We start from the raw sequence: 24902 nt of genomic DNA, 5'->3' as shown, positions 1-24902 counted from the left end.
CCATGAACGATCACAACAACAGTATTGAACTGGAAACCGCCATGACCACCACCACCATGACCATGATCCAGGCCCTGCGCTCGGCCATGGATGTGATGCTTGAGCGTGACGATAACGTGGTGGTGTTCGGCCAAGACGTCGGCTACTTCGGCGGCGTGTTCCGTTGCACCGAAGGGCTGCAGAGCAAGTACGGCAGCTCGCGAGTGTTTGACGCACCGATCTCGGAAAGCGGCATCGTCGGCGTGGCGGTGGGCATGGGCGCTTACGGCTTGCGCCCGGTGGCGGAAATTCAGTTCGCCGACTATGTGTACCCGGCCACTGACCAGATCATTTCCGAAGCGGCGCGCCTGCGTTATCGCTCAGCCGGGCAGTTCACTGCGCCGCTGACCATGCGCATGCCCTGCGGCGGCGGTATCTATGGCGGCCAGACCCACAGCCAGAGTATCGAAGCAGTGTTCACCCAGGTCTGCGGCCTGCGCACGGTGATGCCGTCCAACCCGTATGACGCCAAGGGTTTGCTGATCGCCTCGATTGAAAACGATGACCCGGTGATCTTCCTCGAGCCCAAGCGCCTGTACAACGGCCCGTTTGATGGGCACCACGACCGCCCAGTAACCCCGTGGTCGAAACACCCGCAAGCGCAAGTGCCGGACGGTTACTACACCGTGCCGCTGGACGTGGCCGCCATCGTGCGCCCGGGCTCAGCCGTCACCGTGCTGACCTACGGCACTACGGTGTATGTGTCGCAAGTGGCCGCCGAAGAAACCGGCATCGACGCCGAAGTCATCGACCTGCGCAGCCTCTGGCCGCTGGACCTGGAAACCATCGTCACGTCGGTGAAAAAAACCGGCCGTTGCGTGGTGGTGCACGAAGCCACCCGCACCTGCGGCTTTGGCGCCGAGTTGGTAGCACTGGTGCAAGAGCATTGTTTCCATCACCTGGAAGCGCCGATCGAACGCGTCACCGGTTGGGACACCCCCTACCCGCACGCGCAGGAGTGGGCGTATTTCCCAGGGCCGTCCCGCGTGGGCGCGGCGTTGAAACGGGTTATGGAGGTCTGAATGGGCACGCACGTTATCAAGATGCCGGACATTGGCGAAGGCATCGCAGAAGTTGAACTGTCGGTATGGCACGTGAAGGTCGGCGACCTGGTGGTTGAAGACCAGGTGCTGGCGGATGTGATGACCGACAAGGCGATGGTGGACATTCCCTCGCCGGTGCACGGCAAAGTGATCTCCCTCGGCGGCGAGCCGGGTGAAGTCATGGCCGTGGGCAGTATTTTGATCAGCATTGAAGTAGAAGGCGCCGGTAACGCCAAAGATGCACCGCCAGTGGCTGAGCCTGTGAAGCCAGCCCCCGCGGTTGAAGCCAAACCGGCGCAGGTTGAAAGCAAGCCTGCGCCGGTTGTCACGAAGGCTCAGGCGCCTGTGGCGCGTGACGCCGACGAGCGCCCACTGGCGTCCCCGGCCGTGCGCAAACACGCGCTGGATGCTGGCATCCAGCTACGCCTGGTGCAGGGTTCTGGTCCGGCGGGCCGGATTCTGCACGAAGATTTGGAGGCTTTCTTGCTCCAGAGTCCGGCGCAAACTAAAACCGCTGCCAACCCCTACGCCGAACGCAACGATGAAGAACAGATCCCGGTGATTGGCATGCGCCGCAAGATCGCCCAGCGCATGCAAGACGCTACTCGGCGCGCCGCGCACTTCAGCTATGTGGAAGAAATCGACGTCACCGCCCTCGACGAGTTGCGCGTGCACCTTAATGAGAAACACGGCGCCACACGCGGCAAGCTGACGCTGCTGCCGTTTATCGTGCGCGCCATAGTCGTAGCGTTGCGCGACTTCCCGCAAATCAACGCACGCTATGACGACGAAGCCCAGGTCATCACCCGTCTCGGCGCGGTGCATGTGGGCGTCGCCACCCAGAGCGACGTGGGCCTGATGGTGCCGGTGGTGCGCCATGCCGAAGCCCGCAGCCTGTGGGGCAATGCCGAGGAAATCGCGCGTTTGGCCAGCGCCGCTCGCAATGGCAAGGCCAGCCGCGATGAGCTGTCGGGCTCGACCATCACCTTGACCAGCCTCGGCGCGTTGGGCGGCATCGTCAGCACGCCGGTGCTCAATCTGCCGGAAGTGGCCATCGTCGGCGTCAACCGCATTGTTGAGCGGCCGATGGTGATCAAGGGCCAGATCGTGATCCGCAAGATGATGAACCTCTCCAGCTCGTTCGATCACCGCGTGGTCGATGGCATGGACGCGGCGCAATTCATCCAGGCCATTCGCGGCCTGCTCGAACAACCCGCCAGCCTGTTTTTGGAGTAAGGCATGTCTGAGACATTGAACACCACGTTGCTGATTATCGGCGGCGGCCCTGGCGGTTATGTGGCGGCGATTCGCGCCGGTCAGCTGGGCATCCCGACCATTCTGGTGGAAGGCCAGGCGCTGGGCGGCACTTGCCTGAACATCGGCTGCATTCCCTCGAAAGCCTTGATCCATGTGGCCGAGCAGTTCCAGCAAACCGTGCACCATAGCCAGGGCTCGCCGCTGGGCATCGAAGTGGACGTGCCGACCCTGGACATCCGCAAAAGCGTGGAATGGAAAGACGGTATCGTTGATCACCTGACCACCGGCGTCGCCGCCCTGTTGAAAAAACACAAAGTGCAGGTGCTCCACGGCTGGGCCAAGGTGGTCGACGGCAAGACCGTCGACGTTGGCGACCAGCGCATCCAGTGCGAACACCTGCTGCTGGCTACCGGCTCGAAAAGCGTCAACCTGCCGATGCTGCCCATTGGCGGGCCGATCATCTCCTCCACCGAAGCGCTGGCACCCACCCGCATACCCAAACGCCTGGTTGTGGTGGGCGGCGGCTACATCGGTTTGGAGCTGGGTATTGCCTACCGCAAGCTCGGCGCCGACGTCAGTGTGGTCGAGGCGCAGGAACATATCCTGCCTGCCTATGACGCCGAGCTGACATTGCCCGTGGCCGAGTCCCTCAAGCAATTGGGCGTGAAGTTGTACCTCAAACACAGCGTCACCGGCTTCGAAAACAACAGCCTGCAAGTGCGTGATCCGAATGGCGACACCGTGTCGCTGGACACCGATCAGGTGCTGGTGGCTGTGGGCCGCAAACCCAACACCCAAGGCTGGAACCTCGAATCGCTGAACCTGGACATGAACGGTGCTGCGATCAAGATCGACAGCCATTGTCAAACCAGCATGCGCAACGTATGGGCGATCGGCGACCTGAGCGGCGAACCGATGTTGGCGCACCGGGCCATGGCCCAAGGCGAAATGGTGGCCGAACTGATCAGCGGTAAATCCCGCGAATTCAACCCGGCCGCGATTCCAGCAGTCTGTTTCACCGACCCGGAACTGGTGGTGGTCGGCAAAACCCCGGATGAAGCCAAGGCCGCGGGCCTGGACTGCATTGTGTCGAGCTTCCCGTTTGCGGCCAATGGCCGGGCGATGACCCTGGAGTCGAAAACCGGCTTCGTGCGTGTGGTCGCACGGCGTGACAATCACCTGATCGTCGGCTGGCAGGCCGTCGGCGTTGGCGTGTCCGAACTGTCCACCGCCTTTGGCCTGAGCCTGGAAATGGGCGCGCGCCTGGAAGACGTGGCCGGCACCATCCACGCCCACCCGACCCTCGGCGAAGCCGTACAAGAAGCGGCCTTAAGGGCCTTGGGTCACGCGCTGCACCTGTAAAACCGCAGCGAGGCCGACCCACCTGCTCCCACACCGGCCAATAATGCAGTATTGTTGCGCCCATCCAGAAAAAACCGACAAGCCTGCCTTCGACCAGGCGGTTGACCAGAGATAGAGGGTGTCATGGGTAACGAAAGCATCAATTGGGACAAGCTGGGTTTTGACTACATCAAGACCGACAAGCGGTTTCTCCAAGTCTGGAAAAACGGCGAATGGCAAGCTGGCACCCTGACCGACGACAACGTGCTGCACATCAGCGAGGGCTCCACGGCCCTGCACTATGGCCAGCAATGCTTTGAAGGCCTGAAGGCCTACCGTTGCAAGGACGGCTCGATCAACCTGTTCCGCCCGGACCAGAACGCCGCGCGCATGCAGCGCAGCTGTGCACGTTTGCTGATGCCGCATGTACCCACCGAAGACTTCATCGAAGCCTGCAAACAAGTGGTCAAGGCCAACGAGCGCTTCATCCCGCCGTATGGCAGCGGCGGCGCGCTGTACCTGCGCCCGTTCGTGATCGGCACCGGTGACAACATCGGCGTGCGTACCGCGCCGGAGTTCATTTTCTCGGTGTTCGCCATCCCGGTCGGTGCCTACTTCAAAGGCGGCCTGGTGCCACACAACTTCCAGATCTCCACCTTCGACCGCGCCGCGCCACAAGGCACCGGCGCCGCCAAAGTGGGTGGCAACTACGCCGCCAGCCTGATGCCGGGTGCCGAAGCGAAAAAATCCGGCTTCGCCGACGCAATCTACCTGGACCCGATGACCCATTCGAAAATCGAAGAAGTCGGCTCGGCCAACTTCTTCGGGATCACCCACGACAACCAGTTCATCACGCCGAAGTCACCTTCGGTACTGCCAGGCATCACCCGCCTGTCGCTGATCGAACTGGCCCAGTCGCGCCTGGGCATGAAAGTGGTCGAGGGCGAAGTGTTCATCGACAAACTGGATCAGTTCAAGGAAGCCGGCGCCTGCGGCACAGCCGCCGTGATCTCGCCCATCGGCGGCATCCAGTACAACGGCAAACTGCACGTATTTCACAGCGAAACCGAAGTCGGCCCGATCACCCAGCAGCTCTACAAAGAACTGACCGGCGTGCAGACCGGTGACGTCGAAGCGCCAGAAGGTTGGATCGTCAAGGTCTAAACCCAAACGCCAGCAACACCACAAAACCCATGTGGGAGCTGGCTTGCCTGCGATGGTGGTCTATCAGTGACTAAATAAGTTGACTGATACGCCGCCATCGCAGGCAAGCCGGCTCCCACAGTTGATTTGGGTGTTCTCACAAGTTCTTGGGGATATTCACGGCGATCTTCTTGCCCATACTAATCCTCGGCTCCACCCCATACCCCAACGCCTCATAAAACCCCGCCACCCCATCATTGCCGCTGGTGATCTGCAAATTGATCTTCATGCACCCCAAAGCAGTCAACGCCTGCTCGGCAAACCGCACCAGCGAGGAGCCCAGGCCATGACGCCGATAGTCAGCGTGCACCGCCACCGAATACAGCCAGCCTCGATGCCCGTCGTAGCCTGCGAGAATGGTGCCGATCACGGCTTTTTTATCCGTCGCCACAAAAAACAGCCCATCGTTGACCGCCAGCTTCTTATCAATTGCCAACGCCGGCAGGTTATGCGCGGTGTCATACCCAAACGCCTCCTGCCACAAGGCCACCACTTGCGCACGGTGCTGACGGTCGCGATACGACCCGATGGGGTGGCGGGATAACAACGCCTTCTCCATCACCAACGTGCGCTCGTTACCGTGGTAGACGTCACGCACCGTATGGAACCCCAGCTTGGTATAGAACGGCTCGGCGGTCAGCGAAGACGGCACACTTAATACTGTGACCCCGGCTTCACGGGCACGCAGTTCGATTTCAATCATCAGTAGCCGCCCAATGCCCTGCCCTTGCAGCGTCGGTTTCACAAACACCGAGCGCACTACATTGCCATCAAGTGCGGCAGTGGCGACGATCACCTGACCCTGAGTCGCCACCAGTACCACCCGCCGCTGTAGCAAGGCCTGCACGGCATCGGGGGTAAAGTTGCTCGCCACCCGCGCAATCACCTCCGCCGGGTAATCCCGCGCATTACTGCTGTGCAAGGCCGCCAGGATGACCTGGCTGATCCCCTCGGCATCGGCGGCCTGGGCGAGACGAACGGCGGTAGACATGATTCCTCCTGACGGACAGCGCTATAACAGCCCCAACAATACCAATGTGTGGCTTGCCTGCAATGGCGGTGTATCTGGCACAGAGGTATTAGCTGACCCAACGCCATCGCAGGCAAGCCAGCACCCACAGTAAATCTGTGCGCTCCATCGAGATCTTCCCCATGAACGAACTCCTCAACCTGCAAGGCTACGGCCAGCTGGAAGCCGCGACTGCGCTGACCTGAACACCGTCCGTCACTTTAGATCGTAGAGCATGGGAACGATCAAGGGTGGTGTTCAGTGTTGCTGCTTGAAACACCACGATGTTATACAGCGCTTACTTGTGATTGGCCGCGTCAAGGATGAACACCATCAAAACGTCATTATTGTTCTGCGCACTGCTTGCCAGCCTTCTCTCTCCTGCCGCTCAGGCAGCCCCACCCGGCAGCGACGCTTCAGCCACCTGGTTTAAGGTGGCCATAGGGATATTGTCGGGGGCTTCGTGTCAGAATCGCTTGGTGCCGGCAGAGCGAGAACGGTGTATTCGCAAAAACCGCGAACAGGCCTGTCGTGATTTCCCGGAGGGAATCGAGAAAGAGAACTGCTTGAAAGAGCTGCCTGGCGTTGCCAGCCAACCCACCCCTTCAGGCACAGGCACTCAACCTTCCGGCGCAGATTACGCACTGAAGAATGTGATGCCCACCAGCACTCAAGACTATCGCCCACCGGTTAAAACCGATGACCTGGATTCGCCGCTGAAGCAGTTCGTCAGCCCTGCGGCGCAAAGTCCCACCCCACGCACAAACTAACCGGTGGGAAGGTGCCCCGCGCCAATACGCTTACCGGGCCGCGTGCCGATCAGCTTAGCCTGGCCATCGCGCTGTTTGCCGGTACGCGCCTCACTGATCAACGCTGGAATCAGCTTACCCTCCGGCAGATTCTTCCAGAGCCGGCTCGGCAGGTGCCCTTCCATCACCTTGGGGTTCAGCCGCGCCGGGTTGAAGATATGGCTGTAGTAAGTCAGCCACATTGCGCTGTGAGGGTCGTCGATATTCTGCGCCAGTTGCCGCCACGCCTCGGGGCATTCGCGTTGATGAATCAACTGCCCACCGTCGTAATACACCCCATCCAGCGGTGTGGCGATCATCCAGCGATGACGGCCCATGCGCCCGATGAAGTGCTGGCTGGCTGACTTTAATATGTCGTGGGCCGGCTCATGCCAGGCCACGTATTCCGGCAGCTCAGGGCTAGCCTCTGCGGGCACGGCGATAAACCGCACAAATGCATGCAGATGATGGGCTTCGCGGCTCACCTGCTTGATCCGTCGCTGCAACTCGCTGCCCAACCTATCACCCGCGAGCATCGCCGTACGGTCGCCATGACTGACTCGCCACAACACCTCGTAAAGCAGACTCCAGCGCTGATCGCCGTGATAGCAAGCCGCCGACTCCAGCAGTTCCAACAAAGCTTTGGGAATCCGCGCCTGGAACGGCCCAAGCTGTTCAGGAATGGGCTCGTCGGTGGCAAACAGGTCCGCCACTTCCGCTTCGCCCCAGCTCACTTGACTAGGGTCGACCTGATGGCTGAGGAGCCAGCGCGCCTGCTCGCGCCAGGTGCTGAACAGGTTGTCGCATTCCAGGCTGATCATCCCCACAACCCCATTTGCTGTGGCTGCGGGCGATCGCGCAGTTGCTCACGCAGTAACACGCTGGTGCTTTCTGCCTGTTGTGGGTGGTAGTCGCTGGTGATGAAAAACGGCTTGGCCTTGGCCAGCACGCAGCGCATGCGCGCCAGGTCTTCGAAACGGATCTTGCGTTCGCGGCGCAGGTCCACCAGGCGCTGGGTGGTGCGCAGGCCGATGCCGGGAATACGCGCGATCAAGGTCGGTTCGGCGCGGTTCAAGTCCAGCGGAAACACCTCGCGGTGTTCCAAGGCCCAAGCCAACTTGGGGTCGATATCCAACGCCAGGTGGCCGGGCCCGTCGAATAGTTCGTTGGCACTGAAACCGTAACTGCGCAACAGAAAGTCCGCCTGATACAAGCGGTGCTCGCGCATCAGCGGCGGCGCGGCCAGGGGCACGCTTTTCGGGCTGTTGGGGATGGGGCTGAACGCCGAGTAATACACGCGGCGCAATTTGAAATTGCCGTACAACGCCTCGGCGCCGTGCAGGATGGTGCTGTCGTCAGTGTCATCGGCACCGACGATCATCTGCGTACTCTGCCCGGCCGGGGCGAAACGCGGGGCGCGCGGTTCGTTAAGAACAGTTTGCTCACCGGTGTAGATGGTTTGCATGGCTTGCTTGATCGAGACGATCTGCTTCTCCGGCGCCAGGGTTTGCAGGCTGGCATCGGTGGGCAGTTCGATATTCACGCTCAGCCGATCGGCATAACGCCCGGCTTCGGCGATCAGCGCCGGGTCGGCTTCGGGAATGGTTTTGAGGTGGATATAGCCGCGAAAGTCATGCTCTTCACGTAACAGTTTCGCCACCCGAACAAGCTGCTCCATGGTGTAGTCAGCCGAACGGATGATGCCGGAACTGAGAAACAGCCCGCTGACGCAATTACGCCGGTAGAAATCCAGGGTCAGGCTGACCACCTCCTCCGGGCTGAAACGCGCGCGGGGCACGTCGCTGGAGCGGCGGTTGACGCAGTATTGGCAGTCGTAGAGACAGAAATTAGTCAGCAACACCTTGAGCAGCGACACGCACCGGCCGTCCGGGGTGTAGCTGTGGCAGATGCCCATACCGTCAGTGGAACCTAACCCGGCCTTGCCCTCGGAGCTGCGCTTGGGCGCACCACTGCTGGCGCAGGAAGCGTCGTACTTGGCGGCGTCGGCGAGGATGCTGAGCTTTTCGATCAACTGCATGGAGGGCTACCGGTACTGGTTTTTTGTACAGTACCAGTAGCTCGATCTTGTTGCTAGTGCCGTTTGGAGGAACGCACTTCTGTGGCGAGGGAGCTGGCTCCCACTGGGCAGCGAAGCGAGCTCAAAATCTGCGGGTGCTACGCACCCGAGCGGGAACAAGCTCCTTCGCCACAACAAGCGCGCCCTTAGTGTGGTCGATCAGCTAGCAGTCGCGAGCAACACGTCCTGCACCGAACGCGCTTTGCCACGGTGACGGTCATGCTCATACAACGACGCCGCAATTTCATCCGCGCGAATCGGCAGTACCGACAGCAAGGTATCGCTCAAACCATGGCTGGCCTGGCTGAAGCCCTGGATGTAGATGCCGGCCTTGCAGCGCTCGTCGGTGACAATGCGATAGTCGCGCGCCACCTCGAAGTCGCCCATGTAGGCTTGCAGCGGCGAGAGCAACTCGCGGTGCATTTGGCGCTCGTAACCGGTGGCCAGGATCACTGCGTCGTAATGACTGACGCTGGTTTCGCCGTTGGCGTTGTTGCGCAGGACTAACTCGATGCCCAACGCACTGGCGGTGGCTTTCTCGACCACGGTCAGGGTGCGGAAGGCTTGGCGAGCGATACCAGAGACTTTCTGGCGGTAGAAAATGCCGTAGATGCGCTCGATAAGGTCCAGATCCACCACCGAATAATTAGTGTTCTGGTATTCAGCCACCAGGCGCTCGCGCTCAGCGCCAACTTGCTGGAACACCAGGTCGGTAAACGCTGGTGAAAACACTTCATTGACGAACGGGCTGTCATCGGCCGGCTTGAGCGCCGAACCGCGCAGGATCATGTCGACCTGCACCGATGGGAAGCTGTCGTTGAGGTCGATAAAAGCTTCAGCCGCGCTCTGGCCACCGCCGATGATTGCGATGCGCATCGCCTTACCTTCAACACACGGCTGCTGCGCCATACGCGCCAGGTACTGTGAATGGTGGAACACCCGGCCGTCGTCCTTCAGCGCTTCAAACGCTGGCGGCACACGCGGCGTGCCACCGGCGCTGACCACCACCGAACGGGTGGTGCGCACATGCTGCTCGCCCAACGCATCACGGGAGATCACCCGCAACGCTTCAACGTGCTGCTGTTGCAGAACCGGCTCGATGGCCAGTACGTCCTCACCGTAGCGCGCCTGGGCCTGGAACTGCCCGGCGACCCAACGCAAGTAGTCGTTGTACTCCATGCGGCATGGGTAAAAGGTGCCCAGGTTGATGAAGTCCACCAGACGGTCGTGGGCCTTGAGGTAGTTGACGAAGGAATAGGGGCTGGTGGGGTTGCGCAAGGTCACCAGGTCCTTGAGGAACGAGATCTGCAGTTCGCTCTGCGTCACCAGGGTATTGCCGTGCCAGCGGTAGTCGGCCTGCTTGTCGATAAACAGGACGTCCAGTTTGCCCTGGGCTTTTTCACGCTCCTGCAGGGCGATGGCCAGCGCCAGGTTCGAAGGGCCGAAACCGATACCGATCAGGTCGTGAACCGCGGGCGAAGCAATTGCCTGTGTCATTCCAGTGTCCTCTGGATAAGCCCCTTGGCGATGGGGCGGAAATACCGTCAAGACCTGCAAAACAGGTCATATGTTGATAGGAAACGAGGACAATGAAATAAAATTTAACTGATCGTTGATCAGTGCGCTTCCCACTCGCGCATACGCACCCGGCAATGCTTCATGGCGTTGACGATATGTTTTTCCACCAGGCTGCGGGAAATGCTCAGGCGCTCGGCGATTTGCAGGTGCGACAGGCCCTCGAGTTTGCGCAGCAGGAAACTGTCGCGGCAGGCCGCCGGCAGCTCGGCCAAAGCGCGCTCGAGCATTTCCAGGCGCTGGCCCTGATCATGGCTGGCATGCGGTGAACCGGGGGCAAAGCGCTCTTCGTTGTCCAGCACCTCCAGGGGCTCGGACTGGCGCAAGGCGTTACGGCGATGGCCGTCGATCACCAGATTCAGCGCTGTACGATACAAAAACGCCCGCGGTTGTTCGATGGGCGTGTCGCTTGCGCGCTCAAGCACTCGGACATAAGCGTCATGCACCACATCCTCGGCCACCTGACGGTTGCCCAGCTTGGCGTTGAGGAAACACACCAGCTCGCGATAGTAGTTTTCCAACATGACTCCCGACCGCCGGGGGAGGCGGCATCTAATCCTTGAGCGCTAAAGCAGGCAGGCCATGGATGATGGCAGTTTGAGTATGTGCAATTTATAGTAATTCTCATCTAGTTTTAAAGAAGTCTTGCATCAACACACGAATTTTTTATTCGACAGAGCTGTTACGGCGTGTGTAAACACCTAAATTCTCGGGCAATTTTCTCGTATAACAGTCAGCCCTCCGCCAATGCGGCCTCAATTTCCTGGCTGGAACACACGCATGAAACGCCCTCGCCCCGCCCGACGCGCACTGCTTGCTGTCGCGTGCCTGATCCCCATCATTGCGCTGGCCGTCTGGCAGATGCTGCCGCCAGGCCGCGATGGCCTGCCCACCGTCACCGTAACTCGCGGTAACATTGAAAACAGCGTCACCGCACTGGGCACTCTGCAACCGCGCCGGTATGTCGATGTGGGCGCCCAGGCGTCCGGGCAGATCCGCAAAATCCACGTGGAGGCCGGTGACCAGGTCCAGGAAGGCGAGCTGCTGGTAGAGATCGACCCTGCCACACAACAGGCCAAGCTTGACGCCAGCCGCTACTCCATCGAAAACCTCAAGGCCCAGTTACAGGAACAGAAAGCCCAGCACGAGCTCGCGCGCCAGAAATACCAGCGCCAGCAACGCCTGGCCGCCGGTAACGCCACCCGCGAGGAAGATGTACAAACCGCCAAGGCCGAACTGAGCGCAACCCAGGCGCGGGTCGACATGTTCCTGGCGCAGATTCGCCAGGCACAGGCCAACCTGCGCAGTGACGAGGCGGAGCTGGGCTACACACGCATCTACGCGCCCATGAGCGGCACCGTGGTGGCGGTGGACGCAAGGGTCGGCCAGACCCTTAACGCCCAGCAACAAACGCCGCTGATCCTGCGCATTGCCAAGTTATCGCCAATGACCGTGTGGGCCGAAGTGTCTGAAGCCGACATCGGCCACGTCAAACCGGGCATGACCGCCTATTTCACTACGCTCGCTGGCGGCAGCCGCCGTTGGACCAGCACCGTGCGCCAGATCCTGCCGATCCCCCCCAAGCCGCTGAACGAAACCAGCCAGGGCAATGGCAGCCCCAGCAGTACGAGCAAAACCGGGAGCGGCCGCGTCGTGCTGTACACCGTGCTGCTGGATGTCGACAACACTGACAACGCGCTGATGGCCGAAATGACCACTCAAGTGTTTTTTGTCGCCAGCCAGGTCAAGAACGCCCTCACCGTACCGGTCGCGGCGCTGCTCGGCAACCAAGACACCGATAGGCCGACCGCCCGCGTGGTGGCAAAAAACGGCGCCATCGAGGAACGCGAAATACACCTGGGTATCAGCGACCGCCTGCGGGTCGAAGTGCTGGACGGCCTGAACGAGGGCGATCACCTGTTGATCGGCCCGGCCAACGGCAATGGGGGTTGATTTGACCACCCCGCTGATCGAGCTCAAGAACATCCGCAAATCCTACGGCGGCGGCGACAGCCCGCAGGTCGACGTGCTACGTGGGATCGACCTGTCGATCCATGCCGGGGAATTTGTCGCCATTGTTGGCGTCTCCGGATCCGGAAAATCCACGCTGATGAATATCCTCGGTTGTCTCGACCGGCCCACCGTGGGCGAGTACCTGTTCGCCGGGGAAAACGTCGCGCACCTGGACAGCGACGCACTGGCTTGGCTGCGCCGCGAAGCCTTTGGCTTCGTGTTCCAAGGCTACCACTTGATCCCGTCGGGCTCGGCCCAGGAAAACGTCGAGATGCCGGCGATCTATGCAGGCATCAGCGCCGCCGAACGCCATGCCCGCGCCAAGGCCCTGCTCACGCGCCTGGGCCTGGCCGATCGCACCGGTAACCGTCCGCACCAGCTCTCCGGCGGCCAGCAACAACGCGTCTCGATTGCCCGCGCGCTGATGAATGGCGGCCACATCATCCTCGCCGACGAACCCACCGGCGCCCTCGACAGCCACAGCGGCGCCGAGGTGATGGTGCTGCTGGATGAACTGGCGAGCCAGGGTCACGTGGTCATCCTGATTACCCACGACCGCGAAGTCGCGGCGCACGCCAACCGCATCATCGAGATCAGCGACGGCCTGATCATCAGCGACTCGGCGCGCAGTGACACCCACGTGCCCGTCACGGCCACCAGTGACGCCCTGCAAGCCGTGGACCTGCGCCAGCGCCTGGCCGACGGCGCCGAACACAATGGCGCCTGGAAAGCCGAACTGCTGGACGCCGTGCAAGCCGCCTGGCGGGTGATGTGGATCAACCGCTTCCGCACCGCACTGACACTGCTGGGGATCATCATCGGCGTGGCGTCGGTGGTGGTGATGCTGGCGGTGGGCGAAGGCAGCAAACGCCAGGTCATGGCGCAGATGGCGGCGTTCGGCTCGAACATCATCTACTTGAGTGGCTTCTCGCCTAACCCGCGCACGCCGCAAGGTATCGTAACCCTCAATGATGTAGCCGCCTTGGCCACACTGCCCCAGGTCAAGCGCATCATGCCGGTAAACGGCACCTATGCCGGTGTGCGCTTCGGCAACGTCGACTACATGGCCTATGTGGGCGGTAACGACACCAACTTCCCGGCTATCTTCAACTGGCCAGTGGCCGAAGGCAGTTACTTCACCGAGGCCGACGAGCGTGCCGGGGCCACGGTAGCGGTAATCGGTCATCGCGTGCGCGAAAAGTTGTTCAAAGGCCAGGTAGACCCCATCGGCCAATACATCCTGATAGAAAACGTGCCCTTTCAGGTCATGGGTGTACTGGCGGAAAAGGGCTCCAGCTCCGGCTTGCAAGACAGCGACGACCGTATCGCAATCCCCTACACCGCCGCCAGCGTGCGCCTATTCGGAACCTATAACCCCGAATACGTGGTGATTGCCGCCAACGATGCGCGCAAAGTGCATGAGGCCGAACAAGCCATCGATCAACTGATGAAAAAGCTGCATAACGGCAAGCTCGATTACCACCTGACCAACGACGCGGCAATGATCCAGGCCGAGGCTCGCACGGCGAACACGTTGTCGTTGATGCTCGGGTCGATTGCAGCGATTTCCCTGTTGGTGGGCGGGATAGGCGTGATGAACATCATGCTGATGACCGTGCGCGAACGCACCCGCGAGATTGGTATTCGCATGGCCACCGGGGCACGCCAGCGCGACATTCTGCGCCAGTTCCTCACCGAGGCGGTGATGCTCTCGGTAGTCGGCGGCCTGTTCGGCATCGCCCTGGCACTGCTGGTCGGCGGCGTGCTGGTACTGGCCGAGGTGGCGGTGCAGTTCTCTCTGGTGGCGGTGCTTGGCGCGTTTGGCTGTGCGCTGGTCACCGGCGTCGTATTCGGCTTTATGCCGGCCCGTAAAGCTGCCCGGCTCGATCCGGTTAAGGCGTTGACCAGTGAATAAACGATACTCCCTGCTGGGCGTGTGCCTGCTGCTCAACGCTTGTACTGGCAACCCGCCGACCGTCGACAGCGGCATCACGCCGCCAGCCGCCTGGCAATACGCTGAGCGTGAGGCCGCACAAGCGGTCAACCAGCGTTGGTGGACGCACTTCGGCAGCCCGCAACTTAACCGCCTCATCGATCAGGCACGGCGCGACAGTTACGACATTGCCGCCGCCATGGCGCGGGTGCGCCAGGCCCAGGCCAGCGCGGTGATTGCCGGTGCGCCGTTGTTGCCGCAGGTGAATTTCAACCTCACCGCCAGCCGCGAGAAGCTGCTGCGTGGCAGCGGCAACTCGACCCTGGACGCCACCGAAAGCAATAAGACCGTCGATAGCTTTGGCGCCAACCTGACTGCCAGCTATGAAGTGGACTTCTGGGGCGGCCGCGCCGCCGCCCGCGACAGCGCCCTGCAAAGCCTGCGGGCCAGTGAATTCGACCGGGCCACCGTGGAGCTGACCCTGCTCAGCAACGTCGCCGACCGCTACGCGCAAACCCTGGCCGCACGCCAACGTGAACACATCGCCGAACTGAACCTGGCGAATGCGCGCAATGTGCTCAACCTGGTGCAAACCCGCTACGACGCCGGCGCCGCTACCGCCCTGGCGCTGGCACAACAAAAAAGCCTGGTGGCCAGCCAGCAACAGCAACTGCCGCTGATCCAGCAAGTGGCCGAAGAATCGCAGATTGCTCTCGCCGCCCTGCTCGGCCAGCCCGTACAAAGCCTGAATCTGAGCACCGAGCCGTTCCAGGCGCTGACCTGGCCGGCGATTGGCCCGGGCGTGCCCAGCCAACTGCTGAGCCGCCGCCCCGACCTGGCCCAGGCCGAAGCACAGCTGGCCGCGGCGAGTGCCGACGTCACGGTGGCGCGGGCGGCGATGCTACCCACGGTGACCTTGGGCGCGACGCTGGGCTCGGGCTCCAACAAGGCCGAAGACATTTTGCGCAGCCCGTTCTACAACCTGACCTCGGGCCTGGTCGCTCCGATTTTTAACAATGGCCGTTTAGGCGCCGAACGTGACAAAGCACGCGCCCGCGAGGACGAGCTGCTGCAAACCTATCGCGGCGCAATCATCAATGGCTTTGCCGACGTGGAGAAATCCCTCAGCGGCATCACGCGCTTGGACGAGCAGCGCCACTGGCAAAGCGAAGAATTGCAACAGGCCCAGACCGCCTTCCAGATCGCTGAAAGCCGCTATCAGGCAGGCGCAGAAGACTTGCTGACAGTGCTGGAAACCCAACGCACGCTGTACGCAGCCCAGGACATGAACGTGCAACTGCGGCTGTCACGCCTGCAAGCCAGCATTGCCATGTACAAAGCGTTGGGTGGCGGTTGGAATGCCGATTCCCGATGAAAAATCTCTAAACTCCTACACAGACCGTTTAATAAACCTACATTCATCTACCCCGGGTACTTGGTAAAAAGCCGTCCTCAAACGTCTGCCAGGTACCTCATGATGAAACCCAGCATTCTTGTAAAAAGCCTGGCCTGCCTCGGCCTCTGGCTGATAGCAGGCCGGGCGCTTGCCGAGCCCCTGATCGCGCCGACCGCGATTGACTGGTTGCTGGATTGCCCCTTCCCCGCGGTTCACCAACCAGACCCTGATGTGCTGGAACGCACTCAATGCGCCAGTGTGAGCGTGCCCCGCGACCATGCCGCGCCCAAGCGTGGGAACGTGCGCCTGAGCCTGACCCGTGTCGGCGCCAGGCACCCACTCAGCCGTGAGGGCGTGGTGTTCATCCAGCCCGGTGAACCACAAAAGGGCCAAGGCGCGACCTTCGGCATCCAACTGGTCGGCCGCTGGGAGTCTTATGCCACCCCGGCCTATCGGACGCTGGTGAACCGTTATGATGTCATCGAGCTGAGTCCGCGCGACCCGAGTCATGAAAACAGCGTCGAACAGGCTGCGCGAGATATGGAATTTGTACGCGCACAGCTGGGTGAGACACAGCTCAATTACCTTGGCAACGCTGATGCCACCCGCGTCGGCAGCCGGTATGCGGCACTGTTTCCCGAACACGTCGCACGCATGGTGTTGGTCAACGCCGGCCATGCTGAATCGGTTGCTTCCGGTGTCGAACAATTGCTGCTCAAACAGCCCACTCGGGCCAACGCCACCGGATGCGTCAACCGTTGGGTGGCTGATTTCCTGGTGTTTGGCAAACAGCCTCCCGCCTCTACCCGCTGCCTCGATCTCGGCAGTTGGGAATAACCCGCGCGTTTACGACCCTTTCGCGTCGAAAACGACACCCAGCGTTGACGCTCTCAGCCAATCGTTATTAAGTGCTATTAATCCGCATTAATAGGATCAATAGACCCGCATGCTCAGCCGACCGTTGCGACGCAAACGCCAAAAGCTCTCCGATGTGATTGTCGAGTCGGTCAAGCGCTCCATCGTCACCGATGCGCTCAAACCCGGCGACCGCCTGCCCACTGAGCGTGAACTGATGGAAAGCTTCCAGTGTTCCAAGGGCTCAGCCCGTGAAGCGCTAAAGGCCCTGGAGGTGGAAGGCCTGGTGAGCACGCGCACCGGCCCCAGTGGCGGCGCCTACTTGAACCAGGCCGGCACCGAGCCGGCCAGCCGTGCCTTGCGTAATTACCTGCATTTCCAGCATCTGGATGGCGAGCAGGTGTACCAACTGCGCAAAGTCATTGAGGTGGAACTGGCGGTGTCGGTGCTCGGGCGCTTGAGCGAAGACGACTATCAAGCCCTGCAAGACAACGTGGACTTTTGCAGCGCGCCGGAAGACAGCGAGGCTGGCCAGCGTGAACAGCGCCTGGCGGAGCTGGAGTTCCATAACCTGCTGGCCAAGGCCTGCCCCAACCCGCTGCTGAGTTTCATGGCGCAGTTCCTCAATGACTTGCTGCGCGACCTGGTGGTGCTGAAAAAAGCTTACAAGCCCAAACGCAAGCAGTTCGACGCGGCCAACCTCGACTACCACAAGCAGTTATTGAGCGCCTTTCGTGCGGGGGATGAACGCGCGGTGCGTAGCTTGATGCATGAACACATGTGCGATGCCGAACACCATATGACCGCGCTGGAAGGCGAAGTCAGCCCACACTTTCTATTGGAGTTCGACCATCGCCACTAAGAGCACCACAAACCCTGTGGGTGGGGGGCTTGCTCCCCATAGCAGTGGATCAGTCAACCGATGCAGTGACTGAAACTGAGTAATCGGGGCACGCCCCCTCGCACATTTGGACTGCATTCCAATCAATAGACCGCTTCACCTCAATAAAAAGGCCTGCCCACAGGCCCTTGCTCCACCGTATCGCCATTGCCGCTCCTGCCAATAACTAAACCAGGGAGTCACCCCATGCAGCGTCGTACGTTGTTGAAAGCCAGTCTCACCGCCGCCGCCGCGCTCAGCCTTCCGCTGAGCGTGCGCTCTGCAATCGCCGCCGAGCCCTTTACCTTTTACGGCCTCAAGTCCATGTCTGGCGCCTTTGCCAGTTATGGCAAGTTTGCCGACATGGGTTCGCGCCTGGCGGTGGCACAACACCCCGAGATTCTCGGACGTCCGCTGAACTACAAGGTGATCGACACCGAAGGCAACGCCGGCAAAGCGGTGCGCAAGGTACAGGAGGCCATCCAGCAGGACGGCGCGCGGTTCTTCCAGGGCTGCACGCTGTCATCCTCCGCGCTGGCCGTCGCTAAAGAAGTCGACAAGGTCGGCGGCGTGTTCATGACCCCCGTGGGCGCCGATGAAGTCACCGGCAAGGACTGCAACAACGCAACCTTCCGCTGGTCAGTGCCCACCTACGGCGCGATCCGCCAAACCATGGTGCCGCTGATCAAGCTGTTGCCGAACGCCAAACGCTGGTACACCATTACCCCGCAATACGTGTTCGGCGAAGCCTTGCTTGAGGGCGCGAAAAACGTGCTCAAGGAAAACGGCCTGGAGCACGTCGGCAACAGCTATCACTCCTTGCAGGAACAGGAATTCTCCGGTTACCTGACCAACGCCATCGCCGCCAAACCCGACGTACTGGTGTTGCTCAACTTCGGCAGCCAGTCGTCCAACACCCTGCGTCAGGCGGTAAACTTTGGCATCAAGGAGCGCATGAAAGTGCTGCTGGTGTGGTCCGCCGGCCTCGATCAATTCCAGGAGCTGGGCAGCGATGTGCTCGAAGGCGTGTACCTCGGCGCGCAGTACTGGCACCAGGTCGACAGCCCGCTCAACCGCGAGCTGGTCAAACTGACCCAGGCCAAATACGGCATCAACCCCACCTACCCGCTGGCCGCTGACTACATCAGCACCAAAGTGATGCTCGACAGCATCATCGCCACCGGCGGCTTCGACGGGCCGACGGTGGCCAATGCCATGCAGGGTTTGAGCTACGAAGGCCCGACCGGTAAGGAGTCGATCCGTGCCGGCGACCATCAGGTGATCAAGGATTACTACCTGATGATCGGCAAAGCCTCCGGCGACATGGCCGACAAGGACGACCTGGCCAAGGTACTCAGCGCCGGGCAATCGTTCCCGCCGGTCGAGGCAACGGGCTGCACGCCCGCCTGATTCCCTGACTATTGCACCGCAGGGCTGCGCGAGCAGCATCCTGCCGAGGGTTCCTGCATGCTTAATCTTTACCTGTTCCAGATTCTCAACGGCTTGGGGTTGGGGATGATCTACTTCCTGATTGCGGTCGGGTTGACGATCATTTTCGGCCTGCTCAACTTCGTCAACTTCGCCCACGGCGCGTTCTTCCTGCTGGGCGCCTACATCTGCTACACCGCCGTGAGCCTCACCGGCAACTTCTGGCTGGCGCTGCTGATCGCGCCGCTGGTGGTGGGCGCGCTGGCATGGGTGATCGAGCGCTTACTGATCCAGCGGATTTATCACTTGCCGCACATGTTCCAGATTCTGGTAACCCTGGGGATCGCGCTGATCATCCAGGAAGCCAGCGTGATGATCTGGGGCCCGGTGGGCAAAAGCGTCGCCGTGCCGGAACTGCTGCGCGGGGTGCTGGTGGTCGGCGATTTCGTTTATCCCTACTACCGCCTATTCCTCATCGTGTTTTCCGGGCTGGTGGGCCTGGGCCTGTGGCTGTTGCTGGAACGCACGCGCTTTGGCGCGCTGGTGCGGGCCGGCAGTGAAAGCACTGAAACCGTGTCGCTGCTGGGCACCAATATCTTGCGCCTGTTCTCCATGACCTTCGCCCTCGGCGTGGCCCTGGCCGGTGTCGCCGGCGTGTTGTTTGCGCCCTTGCGCGGCGCCCAGCCCTTCGTCGGCCCGGAGATTCTCGGCGTGGCCTTCGTAGTGGTAGTGATCGGCGGCATGGGTTCGTTCAGCGGTGCTCTGGTCGGCGGTCTACTGGTGGGCGTGGTGCAAAGTCTGATGACCACACTCTGGCCCCAAGGCGCGAGCCTGATGATCTACGGCGCAATGGCCGTGGTGATTCTGGTACGCCCTTACGGCCTGTTTGGGAGAGCCTGACATGAGCGAGAAAAACCCCCTGCCATTTGCTAAAACCCAGTCCAAAGCCATGTTGCTGTGGGTGCTGGCGGTGCTGATCGGCCTGCCGTTGATCTTGCCCTCGGCGACCTTGGCCACCGAGATCCTGATCTTCGCCATGGCGGCCCTGGCCTGCAACCTGCTGCTGGGCTACACCGGCCTATTGTCATTCGGCCAAGGCATCTTCTTCGGTGCCGGTGCGTATTGCGCAGCGTTGCTGATGATGCACCTGCAACTGGGCCTATTTACCGCCCTGCTCGGCGCCGCCGTGGCCGGTGGGTTCCTGGCGTTGCTGGTGGGCGCCCTGGCGATTCGGCGCACCGGCATTTACTTCGTGATGCTGACCCTGGCGTTCAGCCAGATGGCCTACTTCGTCGCTTACACCTTGAGCGACTGGACCGGCGGCGACAACGGCCTGCTCAGCGTGCCGCGCCCGGAAATCCGCGTCGGTGACACCGTGCTGCTGTCGTTGGCCGATGCCCGTGCGTTCTACGGCTTTGTCGCGGTGCTGTTCCTGCTGATCTTCATCGGCGCGCGCCGGGTGATCGCCTCGCCGTTCGGCAGCACCTTGATGGCGATCCGCGAAAACGAAACCCGCGCCTCGGCCATCGGCTACGACACGCGCCACTTCAAGATCCTGGTGTTCGTGCTGTCCGGCGCGGTCACCGGCATCGCCGGGGCGCTGTACGCCATGCTGCTGCACTTTGTGCCGCTGTCGAACATCGACCTGGCGATGTCCGAGAACATTTTGATCATGACCATCGTCGGCGGTACCGGCTCGCTGTTCGGCTCCTTGCTGGGCGCAGGCTCCATCGTGTTGCTGGGGGATTTCCTCTCTGACCTGTGGCCGCGCTGGCTGATGTTGCTCGGGATCATCCTCATTCTGGTGGTGATCTTCATGCGCGGCGGTTTGTGGGGCGGCTTGTCATCGCTGTTCGAACGCGTACGCGGCAGTCGCAAAACCGCCGTCGTCGCCAAGGAGGAAGGGCTATGAGCATCCTATTGGAAACCAAAGATCTGAAGCTGGCCTACGGCGCGTTCCATGCGGTGAATGGCGTCAACCTCAAGGTCGAAGCCGGCACCATCCACACCGTCATCGGCCCCAACGGCGCCGGCAAGACCAGCCTGTTTCACTGCCTGACCGGCGAGCGCCAAGCCACTGCCGGGGCGATTCACTTCGACGGCCAGAACCTGATGCGCAAACCGGCCCACGCCCGTGTCGGCCTGGGCATGGCGCGCTCGTTCCAGCTCACCAGCCTGTTCCAGAACCTCAGCGTGCGTGAAAACCTGCGCCTGGCCGCCCAAGGCCGCGACGGTGCGCGCGCCCTGAACTTCTGGCGCCGCGTCGACAGCAAACGCGAACACCTGGAGATGGCCGACCAGGTACTGGAGCGCCTGCAACTCACCCGCCGCGCCGACACGCTGGCCGGCGAGTTATCCCACGGCCAACAACGGGTGCTGGAAGTCGGCATGTCGATCTGCTCCAAACCCAAACTGTTGATGCTCGACGAGCCCACTTCGGGGATGGGCATCGATGACATCCCCGTCATGACCCAACTGATCAGCGACCTCGGCCGCGATCACACGGTGCTGCTGATCGAACACAACATGAGCATTGTCATGTCCATCAGCCAACGCATCACGGTGATGAGCCACGGCCAGATTCTGGTGGAAGGCACGCCGCAATTTGTGCGCGCCGATGAGCGCGTGCGCACTGCATACCTTGGGGAGGCTGCCTGATGCTGATCGTCGAGAACATCCACTCCTACTACGACAAGAGCCATGTGCTGGAAGGCGTGTCGCTGACCGTCAACCCCGGTGAGCTGGTAACGCTGCTTGGGCGCAATGGCGCCGGTAAGACCACCACGCTGCGCAGCATCCTGGGGATTATCTGCCCGCGCCAAGGCCAGATTCACTTCAACGGCCAGGCGCTGGTGGGGCAGAAGATCTTCGAAATTGCGCGCCAGGGTTTAGCGCTGGTGCCGGAGAACCGCGGAATTTTCCGCCTGCTGACCGTCGAAGAAAACCTGCGCATTGCCGTGCGTAAAACCAGCCGCTGGCAGCTGGAAGACGTGTACGGCATGTTCCCGCGCCTCAAGGAGCGGCGCAAAAACGCTGGCCACGCCCTCTCCGGCGGCGAGCAACAGATGCTCGCCATCGCCCGCGCGCTGCTCAACGACCCCAAGCTGCTGATGCTCGATGAGCCCACCGAAGGCCTGGCGCCGGTGATCGTCGACGAGTTGGTGAAGATCTTGCGCAAGGTCAAGGACGACGGCCTGCCGGTGCTGCTGGTGGAACAGAACCTGATGGTCTGCGACAAGCTCGCCGACCGCCATTACGTGCTCGAACAGGGCCGCGTGGTTTACGAGGGCAGTGCTGCTGCATTCCGCGCCGACCCGACCATCAAGAACCGCTACCTGGCGCTGAGCGCCTGATCGGAGATTGCAGATGAATAGTTTTGCGCCACCGCTCCAGAGCAACGCCCCGCTGATCAACCGCGACCGCCTGTGGCAATCGCTGATGGACCTGGCCCAGCTCGGCGCCACCGTCAAAGGCGGTGTGTGTCGCCTGGCGCTCACCGACCTCGACCGCCAGGCCCGCGACCTGTTCGTGCAATGGTGCGAGGCGGCCGGGTGCAGCGTCAGTGTCGACGCCATCGGTAATATCTTTGCGCGCCGGGCCGGGCGTAACCCTGCCCTGCCTCCAGTAATGACCGGCAGCCACATCGACACCCAACCCACCGGAGGCAAGTTCGACGGTTGCTACGGGGTGATGGCCGGGCTGGAAGTGATCCGCACCTTGAATGACCTCGGTATTGAGACCCAAGCACCGATTGAAGTGGTGGTGTGGACCAACGAAGAAGGCTCGCGCTTCCCGCCGTGCATGATGGGCTCCGGCGTATTTGCCGGGAAGTTCGACTTGCAGGACACCCTCGACAAACTCGACGAGCAAGGCCTGTCGGTGGGTGCCGAATTGCAGCGCATCGGCTACGCCGGCTCACGTGCGGTGAGCGGCCATCCGGTGGGTGCGTATTTCGAGGCGCATATCGAGCAAGGTCCGGTGCTGGAAGACCAGGCCACCACCATCGGCGTGGTCATGGGCTGCCTGGGCCAGAAGTGGTTCGACCTGACCCTCACCGGCGTCGAGGCCCACGCCGGGCCTACGCCCATGCACCTGCGCAAGGACGCCCTGGTCGGCGCCGCCGAGGTGGTCAGCGCCGTCAACCGCATCGCCCATCAGCAGCAGCCCCACGCCTGCGGTACGGTCGGTTGCCTGAGCCTGCACCCCGGTTCACGCAACGTAATTCCCGGCCAGGTGCACATGACCCTCGACTTGCGTCACCTGCATGCCGACAAACTGCAGGCCATGGTCGATGAAGTGCGTGGCGTGATCGAGGCCACTGCTGCGCGGCACGGATTAACGTTTGAACTGGCGCCCACCGCCGACTTCCCGCCGCTGGACTTCAACCCGGCCTGCGTCAACGCCGTGCGCGATGGTGCAACAGCCCTGGGCTTGAGCCATATGGACATCGTCAGCGGCGCCGGGCATGACGCGATTTTCGTCGCTGAACTCGGCCCCGCCGGGATGATTTTTGTGCCGTGCGAAGGCGGCATCAGCCATAACGAAATCGAAAACGCCGCACCGGATGACCTGGCGGCAGGCTGCGCGGTATTGCTGCGCGCCATGGTCAACGCGGCACAGGGGGAACAGGCATGAGTGAAATGGGGCAACTGACAGCGGTGCAACTGCTGCAGCATTTTCGTGACAAAAGCCTGTCGCCGGTGGAGGTCACCGAAGACGCTTTGCTGCGTATCGAGCGCTACAACCCGGTGGTGAACGCCTACTGCCATGTCGATCCGGAAGGCGCATTGAACGCTGCGCGCGCCTCGGAGCAACGCTGGCTTAAGAGCCAACCCTGCGGCGCGCTGGACGGTGTACCTGCATCCATCAAAGACCTGACGTTGACGCTCGGCATGCCCACCCGCAAGGGCTCACGCACTTCATCCGCCGAGGGGCCATGGGACGCGGACGCGCCCTTCTCGGCCCTGATGCGCAAAGCCGGCGCTGTATTGCTGGGCAAAACCACCACGCCGGAATTCGGCTGGAAAGGCGTCACCGACAACCCGCTGTACGGCATCACGCGCAACCCGTGGGACACGCGCACCACGGCGGGCGGTTCGTCCGGTGGCGCAGGGGCAGCGGCGGCGTTGAATTTGGGCGTGTTGCACCAGGGCAGCGATGCCGGCGGTTCGATTCGGATTCCGTGTGCGTTTACCGGCACCTTCGGCATCAAGCCGACCTTCGGCTATGTGCCGCAATGGCCGGCCAGTTCCATGACGATTTTGTCGCATTTGGGGCCGATGACTCGTACGGTGGAAGACACCGTGCTGATGCTGCAAACCGTTGCGCAACCGGATGCGCGCGATGGCCTGATCGGTGCGCCGCGCACCTCACCGTGGCTCGCGCCGGATACGGACCTTAAAGGTCTGCGCATTGCCTATAGCCCGACGTTCGGTTACGTGGATGTCGACCCGCAAGTGGCCACTGTCGTCGCCCAAGCCGTTGACGGTTTGGTGCAATTGGGCGCGCATGTCGAGCAAATCGACCCAGGCTTCAGCGACCCGCTGGAGGTGTTCAGCACCTTGTGGGCCGCCGGTGCCGCCCGCCTGACCGGGACAATGAGCGAGGCGCAAAAGCAACTCCTGGACCCCGGCCTGCTGCGCATCGCGCAACGTGGTGAGCAGTTGAGCCTGCGTGACTTCAACGACGCCCTCGAAGCCCGCGCGGCATTGGTGGCCCGGATGGCGGCGTTCCATGAACACTACGACGTGCTGGTCTCACCGATGATGCCGATCACCGCATTCGAGGCCGGGCACAATGTGCCGCCGGGTTCGGGCATGAATGAGTGGATGCAATGGACGCCGTTTACCTACCCCTTCAATCTGACCCAGCAACCCGCGGCGTCGGTGCCGTGCGGGCTGGCGGCAAATGGCTTGCCGGTGGGGCTGCATGTGGTGGGCGCGCGGTTTGCCGATGAGCAGGTGCTGCGTGTTTGCCAGGTGTATGCAAAAGCGTTCCCCACCGAACACCTTGCGGCACCGCGCGCGCTCTGAACGGCGGCGCTCGACCGCGCAGTGCGCTGTGCA

22 protein-coding genes are annotated in these 24902 nt (G+C 61.8%); 17 read left to right on the top strand and 5 right to left on the bottom strand.

The window, feature by feature from the left end:
- The first annotated feature begins 2 nt into the window (after positions 1–2).
- The 4 genes from FW764_RS19885 (at position 3) to FW764_RS19870 (ending at position 4844) form a co-directional block, all read left to right on the top strand.
- Positions 3–1061, top strand: coding sequence for an alpha-ketoacid dehydrogenase subunit beta (locus FW764_RS19885; protein ID WP_446435323.1), 1059 nt, complete (start codon positions 3–5; stop codon positions 1059–1061).
- Positions 1062–2318 (top strand): dihydrolipoamide acetyltransferase family protein, encoded by a 1257-nt coding sequence (locus tag FW764_RS19880; RefSeq protein ID WP_446435322.1) that lies wholly within the window; start codon positions 1062–1064, stop codon positions 2316–2318.
- Positions 2319–2321: 3 nt separating this feature from the next.
- The gene (gene lpdA, locus FW764_RS19875; protein ID WP_446435321.1) at positions 2322–3701 is read left to right on the top strand and encodes a dihydrolipoyl dehydrogenase; all 1380 of its coding nucleotides are present in this window, start codon (positions 2322–2324) and stop codon (positions 3699–3701) included.
- A 123-nt stretch (positions 3702–3824) separates the two neighbouring features.
- A complete protein-coding gene (locus FW764_RS19870; protein WP_446435320.1) occupies positions 3825–4844 on the top strand; it encodes a branched-chain amino acid aminotransferase in 1020 nt (339 codons plus the stop codon).
- Between the two features lie 136 nt (positions 4845–4980).
- Here the strand turns inward: FW764_RS19870 and FW764_RS19865 are convergent, their stop codons facing one another.
- Entirely contained in the window at positions 4981–5874 is an 894-nt protein-coding gene (locus FW764_RS19865) for a GNAT family acetyltransferase (protein WP_446435319.1), read from the bottom strand.
- A 341-nt stretch (positions 5875–6215) separates the two neighbouring features.
- Here FW764_RS19865 and FW764_RS19860 point away from each other — a divergent pair, with 341 nt between their 5' ends.
- Positions 6216–6662: a hypothetical protein gene (locus FW764_RS19860; RefSeq protein ID WP_446435318.1), complete on the top strand. Its 447-nt coding sequence runs from the start codon at positions 6216–6218 to the stop codon at positions 6660–6662.
- Here the strand turns inward: FW764_RS19860 and FW764_RS19855 are convergent.
- The 4 genes from FW764_RS19855 to FW764_RS19840 form a co-directional block, all read right to left on the bottom strand.
- The gene (locus FW764_RS19855; RefSeq protein WP_446435317.1) at positions 6659–7501 is read right to left on the bottom strand and encodes a TIGR03915 family putative DNA repair protein; all 843 of its coding nucleotides are present in this window, start codon (positions 7499–7501) and stop codon (positions 6659–6661) included. The two genes, FW764_RS19860 and FW764_RS19855, sit on opposite strands and share 4 nt — an antisense overlap.
- Positions 7498–8718 carry a putative DNA modification/repair radical SAM protein gene (locus FW764_RS19850; RefSeq protein WP_446435316.1) on the bottom strand — a complete coding sequence of 407 codons (1221 nt, stop codon included), beginning with the start codon at positions 8716–8718 and terminating at the stop codon, positions 7498–7500. Before FW764_RS19850 ends, FW764_RS19855 begins: the two co-directional genes overlap by 4 nt.
- A 198-nt stretch (positions 8719–8916) precedes the next feature.
- Positions 8917–10254: a lysine N(6)-hydroxylase/L-ornithine N(5)-oxygenase family protein gene (locus FW764_RS19845; RefSeq protein WP_446435315.1), complete on the bottom strand. Its 1338-nt coding sequence runs from the start codon at positions 10252–10254 to the stop codon at positions 8917–8919.
- Positions 10255–10373: 119 nt separating this feature from the next.
- The gene (locus FW764_RS19840; protein ID WP_446435314.1) at positions 10374–10856 is read right to left on the bottom strand and encodes a sigma-70 family RNA polymerase sigma factor; all 483 of its coding nucleotides are present in this window, start codon (positions 10854–10856) and stop codon (positions 10374–10376) included.
- Between the two features lie 256 nt (positions 10857–11112).
- On the opposite strand from FW764_RS19840, the gene FW764_RS19835 reads away from it, so the two are divergent.
- The 12 genes from FW764_RS19835 to FW764_RS19780 all read left to right on the top strand — a co-directional run bounded on the left by FW764_RS19835 (position 11113) and on the right by FW764_RS19780 (position 24869).
- Entirely contained in the window at positions 11113–12285 is a 1173-nt protein-coding gene (locus FW764_RS19835; RefSeq protein ID WP_446435313.1) for an efflux RND transporter periplasmic adaptor subunit, read from the top strand.
- Positions 12275–14260, top strand: coding sequence for a MacB family efflux pump subunit (locus tag FW764_RS19830; protein ID WP_446435312.1), 1986 nt, complete (start codon positions 12275–12277; stop codon positions 14258–14260). Before FW764_RS19835 ends, FW764_RS19830 begins: the two co-directional genes overlap by 11 nt.
- Entirely contained in the window at positions 14253–15653 is a 1401-nt protein-coding gene (locus FW764_RS19825) for an efflux transporter outer membrane subunit (RefSeq protein WP_446435311.1), read from the top strand. Before FW764_RS19830 ends, FW764_RS19825 begins: the two co-directional genes overlap by 8 nt.
- A gap of 102 nt (positions 15654–15755) precedes the next feature.
- A complete protein-coding gene (locus FW764_RS19820; protein ID WP_446435310.1) occupies positions 15756–16511 on the top strand; it encodes an alpha/beta fold hydrolase in 756 nt (251 codons plus the stop codon).
- Positions 16512–16620: 109 nt separating this feature from the next.
- Positions 16621–17391, top strand: a complete 771-nt coding sequence (locus FW764_RS19815) for a FadR/GntR family transcriptional regulator (RefSeq protein ID WP_446435309.1) — start codon at positions 16621–16623, stop codon at positions 17389–17391.
- A gap of 225 nt (positions 17392–17616) precedes the next feature.
- Positions 17617–18819 (top strand): ABC transporter substrate-binding protein, encoded by a 1203-nt coding sequence (locus tag FW764_RS19810; RefSeq protein ID WP_446435308.1) that lies wholly within the window; start codon positions 17617–17619, stop codon positions 18817–18819.
- A 57-nt stretch (positions 18820–18876) separates the two neighbouring features.
- On the top strand, positions 18877–19737 hold the full coding sequence (locus tag FW764_RS19805) for a branched-chain amino acid ABC transporter permease (protein ID WP_446435307.1): 861 nt from the start codon (positions 18877–18879) through the stop codon (positions 19735–19737).
- A gap of 1 nt (position 19738) precedes the next feature.
- Complete coding sequence (locus FW764_RS19800) at positions 19739–20749, top strand: branched-chain amino acid ABC transporter permease (protein ID WP_446435306.1); 1011 nt, start codon at positions 19739–19741, stop codon at positions 20747–20749.
- Positions 20746–21495: an ABC transporter ATP-binding protein gene (locus tag FW764_RS19795; RefSeq protein WP_446435305.1), complete on the top strand. Its 750-nt coding sequence runs from the start codon at positions 20746–20748 to the stop codon at positions 21493–21495. Before FW764_RS19800 ends, FW764_RS19795 begins: the two co-directional genes overlap by 4 nt.
- A complete protein-coding gene (locus FW764_RS19790) occupies positions 21495–22190 on the top strand; it encodes an ABC transporter ATP-binding protein (protein ID WP_446435304.1) in 696 nt (231 codons plus the stop codon). Before FW764_RS19795 ends, FW764_RS19790 begins: the two co-directional genes overlap by 1 nt.
- Positions 22191–22203: 13 nt before the next feature.
- The gene (locus FW764_RS19785) at positions 22204–23472 is read left to right on the top strand and encodes a Zn-dependent hydrolase (protein WP_446435303.1); all 1269 of its coding nucleotides are present in this window, start codon (positions 22204–22206) and stop codon (positions 23470–23472) included.
- Positions 23469–24869: an amidase gene (locus tag FW764_RS19780; RefSeq protein WP_446435302.1), complete on the top strand. Its 1401-nt coding sequence runs from the start codon at positions 23469–23471 to the stop codon at positions 24867–24869. Before FW764_RS19785 ends, FW764_RS19780 begins: the two co-directional genes overlap by 4 nt.
- Positions 24870–24902: the final 33 nt, after the last annotated feature.

This window comes from Pseudomonas sp. 1152_12 (assembly GCF_052850675.1).
Note: the sequence above shows the minus strand (reverse complement) of the source record. Positions and strands in the feature narration are given on the sequence as shown.

Coding starts and splice junctions, on each gene's coding strand:
- FW764_RS19885 (WP_446435323.1), top strand. CDS start 3: ATGAACGATCACAACAACAGTATTGAACTGGAAACCGCCATGACCACC.
- FW764_RS19880 (WP_446435322.1), top strand. CDS start 1,062: ATGGGCACGCACGTTATCAAGATGCCGGACATTGGCGAAGGCATCGCA.
- lpdA (WP_446435321.1), top strand. CDS start 2,322: ATGTCTGAGACATTGAACACCACGTTGCTGATTATCGGCGGCGGCCCT.
- FW764_RS19870 (WP_446435320.1), top strand. CDS start 3,825: ATGGGTAACGAAAGCATCAATTGGGACAAGCTGGGTTTTGACTACATC.
- FW764_RS19865 (WP_446435319.1), bottom strand. CDS start 5,874: ATGTCTACCGCCGTTCGTCTCGCCCAGGCCGCCGATGCCGAGGGGATC.
- FW764_RS19860 (WP_446435318.1), top strand. CDS start 6,216: ATGAACACCATCAAAACGTCATTATTGTTCTGCGCACTGCTTGCCAGC.
- FW764_RS19855 (WP_446435317.1), bottom strand. CDS start 7,501: ATGATCAGCCTGGAATGCGACAACCTGTTCAGCACCTGGCGCGAGCAG.
- FW764_RS19850 (WP_446435316.1), bottom strand. CDS start 8,718: ATGCAGTTGATCGAAAAGCTCAGCATCCTCGCCGACGCCGCCAAGTAC.
- FW764_RS19845 (WP_446435315.1), bottom strand. CDS start 10,254: ATGACACAGGCAATTGCTTCGCCCGCGGTTCACGACCTGATCGGTATC.
- FW764_RS19840 (WP_446435314.1), bottom strand. CDS start 10,856: ATGTTGGAAAACTACTATCGCGAGCTGGTGTGTTTCCTCAACGCCAAG.
- FW764_RS19835 (WP_446435313.1), top strand. CDS start 11,113: ATGAAACGCCCTCGCCCCGCCCGACGCGCACTGCTTGCTGTCGCGTGC.
- FW764_RS19830 (WP_446435312.1), top strand. CDS start 12,275: ATGGGGGTTGATTTGACCACCCCGCTGATCGAGCTCAAGAACATCCGC.
- FW764_RS19820 (WP_446435310.1), top strand. CDS start 15,756: ATGAAACCCAGCATTCTTGTAAAAAGCCTGGCCTGCCTCGGCCTCTGG.
- FW764_RS19815 (WP_446435309.1), top strand. CDS start 16,621: ATGCTCAGCCGACCGTTGCGACGCAAACGCCAAAAGCTCTCCGATGTG.
- FW764_RS19810 (WP_446435308.1), top strand. CDS start 17,617: ATGCAGCGTCGTACGTTGTTGAAAGCCAGTCTCACCGCCGCCGCCGCG.
- FW764_RS19805 (WP_446435307.1), top strand. CDS start 18,877: ATGCTTAATCTTTACCTGTTCCAGATTCTCAACGGCTTGGGGTTGGGG.
- FW764_RS19800 (WP_446435306.1), top strand. CDS start 19,739: ATGAGCGAGAAAAACCCCCTGCCATTTGCTAAAACCCAGTCCAAAGCC.
- FW764_RS19795 (WP_446435305.1), top strand. CDS start 20,746: ATGAGCATCCTATTGGAAACCAAAGATCTGAAGCTGGCCTACGGCGCG.
- FW764_RS19790 (WP_446435304.1), top strand. CDS start 21,495: ATGCTGATCGTCGAGAACATCCACTCCTACTACGACAAGAGCCATGTG.
- FW764_RS19785 (WP_446435303.1), top strand. CDS start 22,204: ATGAATAGTTTTGCGCCACCGCTCCAGAGCAACGCCCCGCTGATCAAC.
- FW764_RS19780 (WP_446435302.1), top strand. CDS start 23,469: ATGAGTGAAATGGGGCAACTGACAGCGGTGCAACTGCTGCAGCATTTT.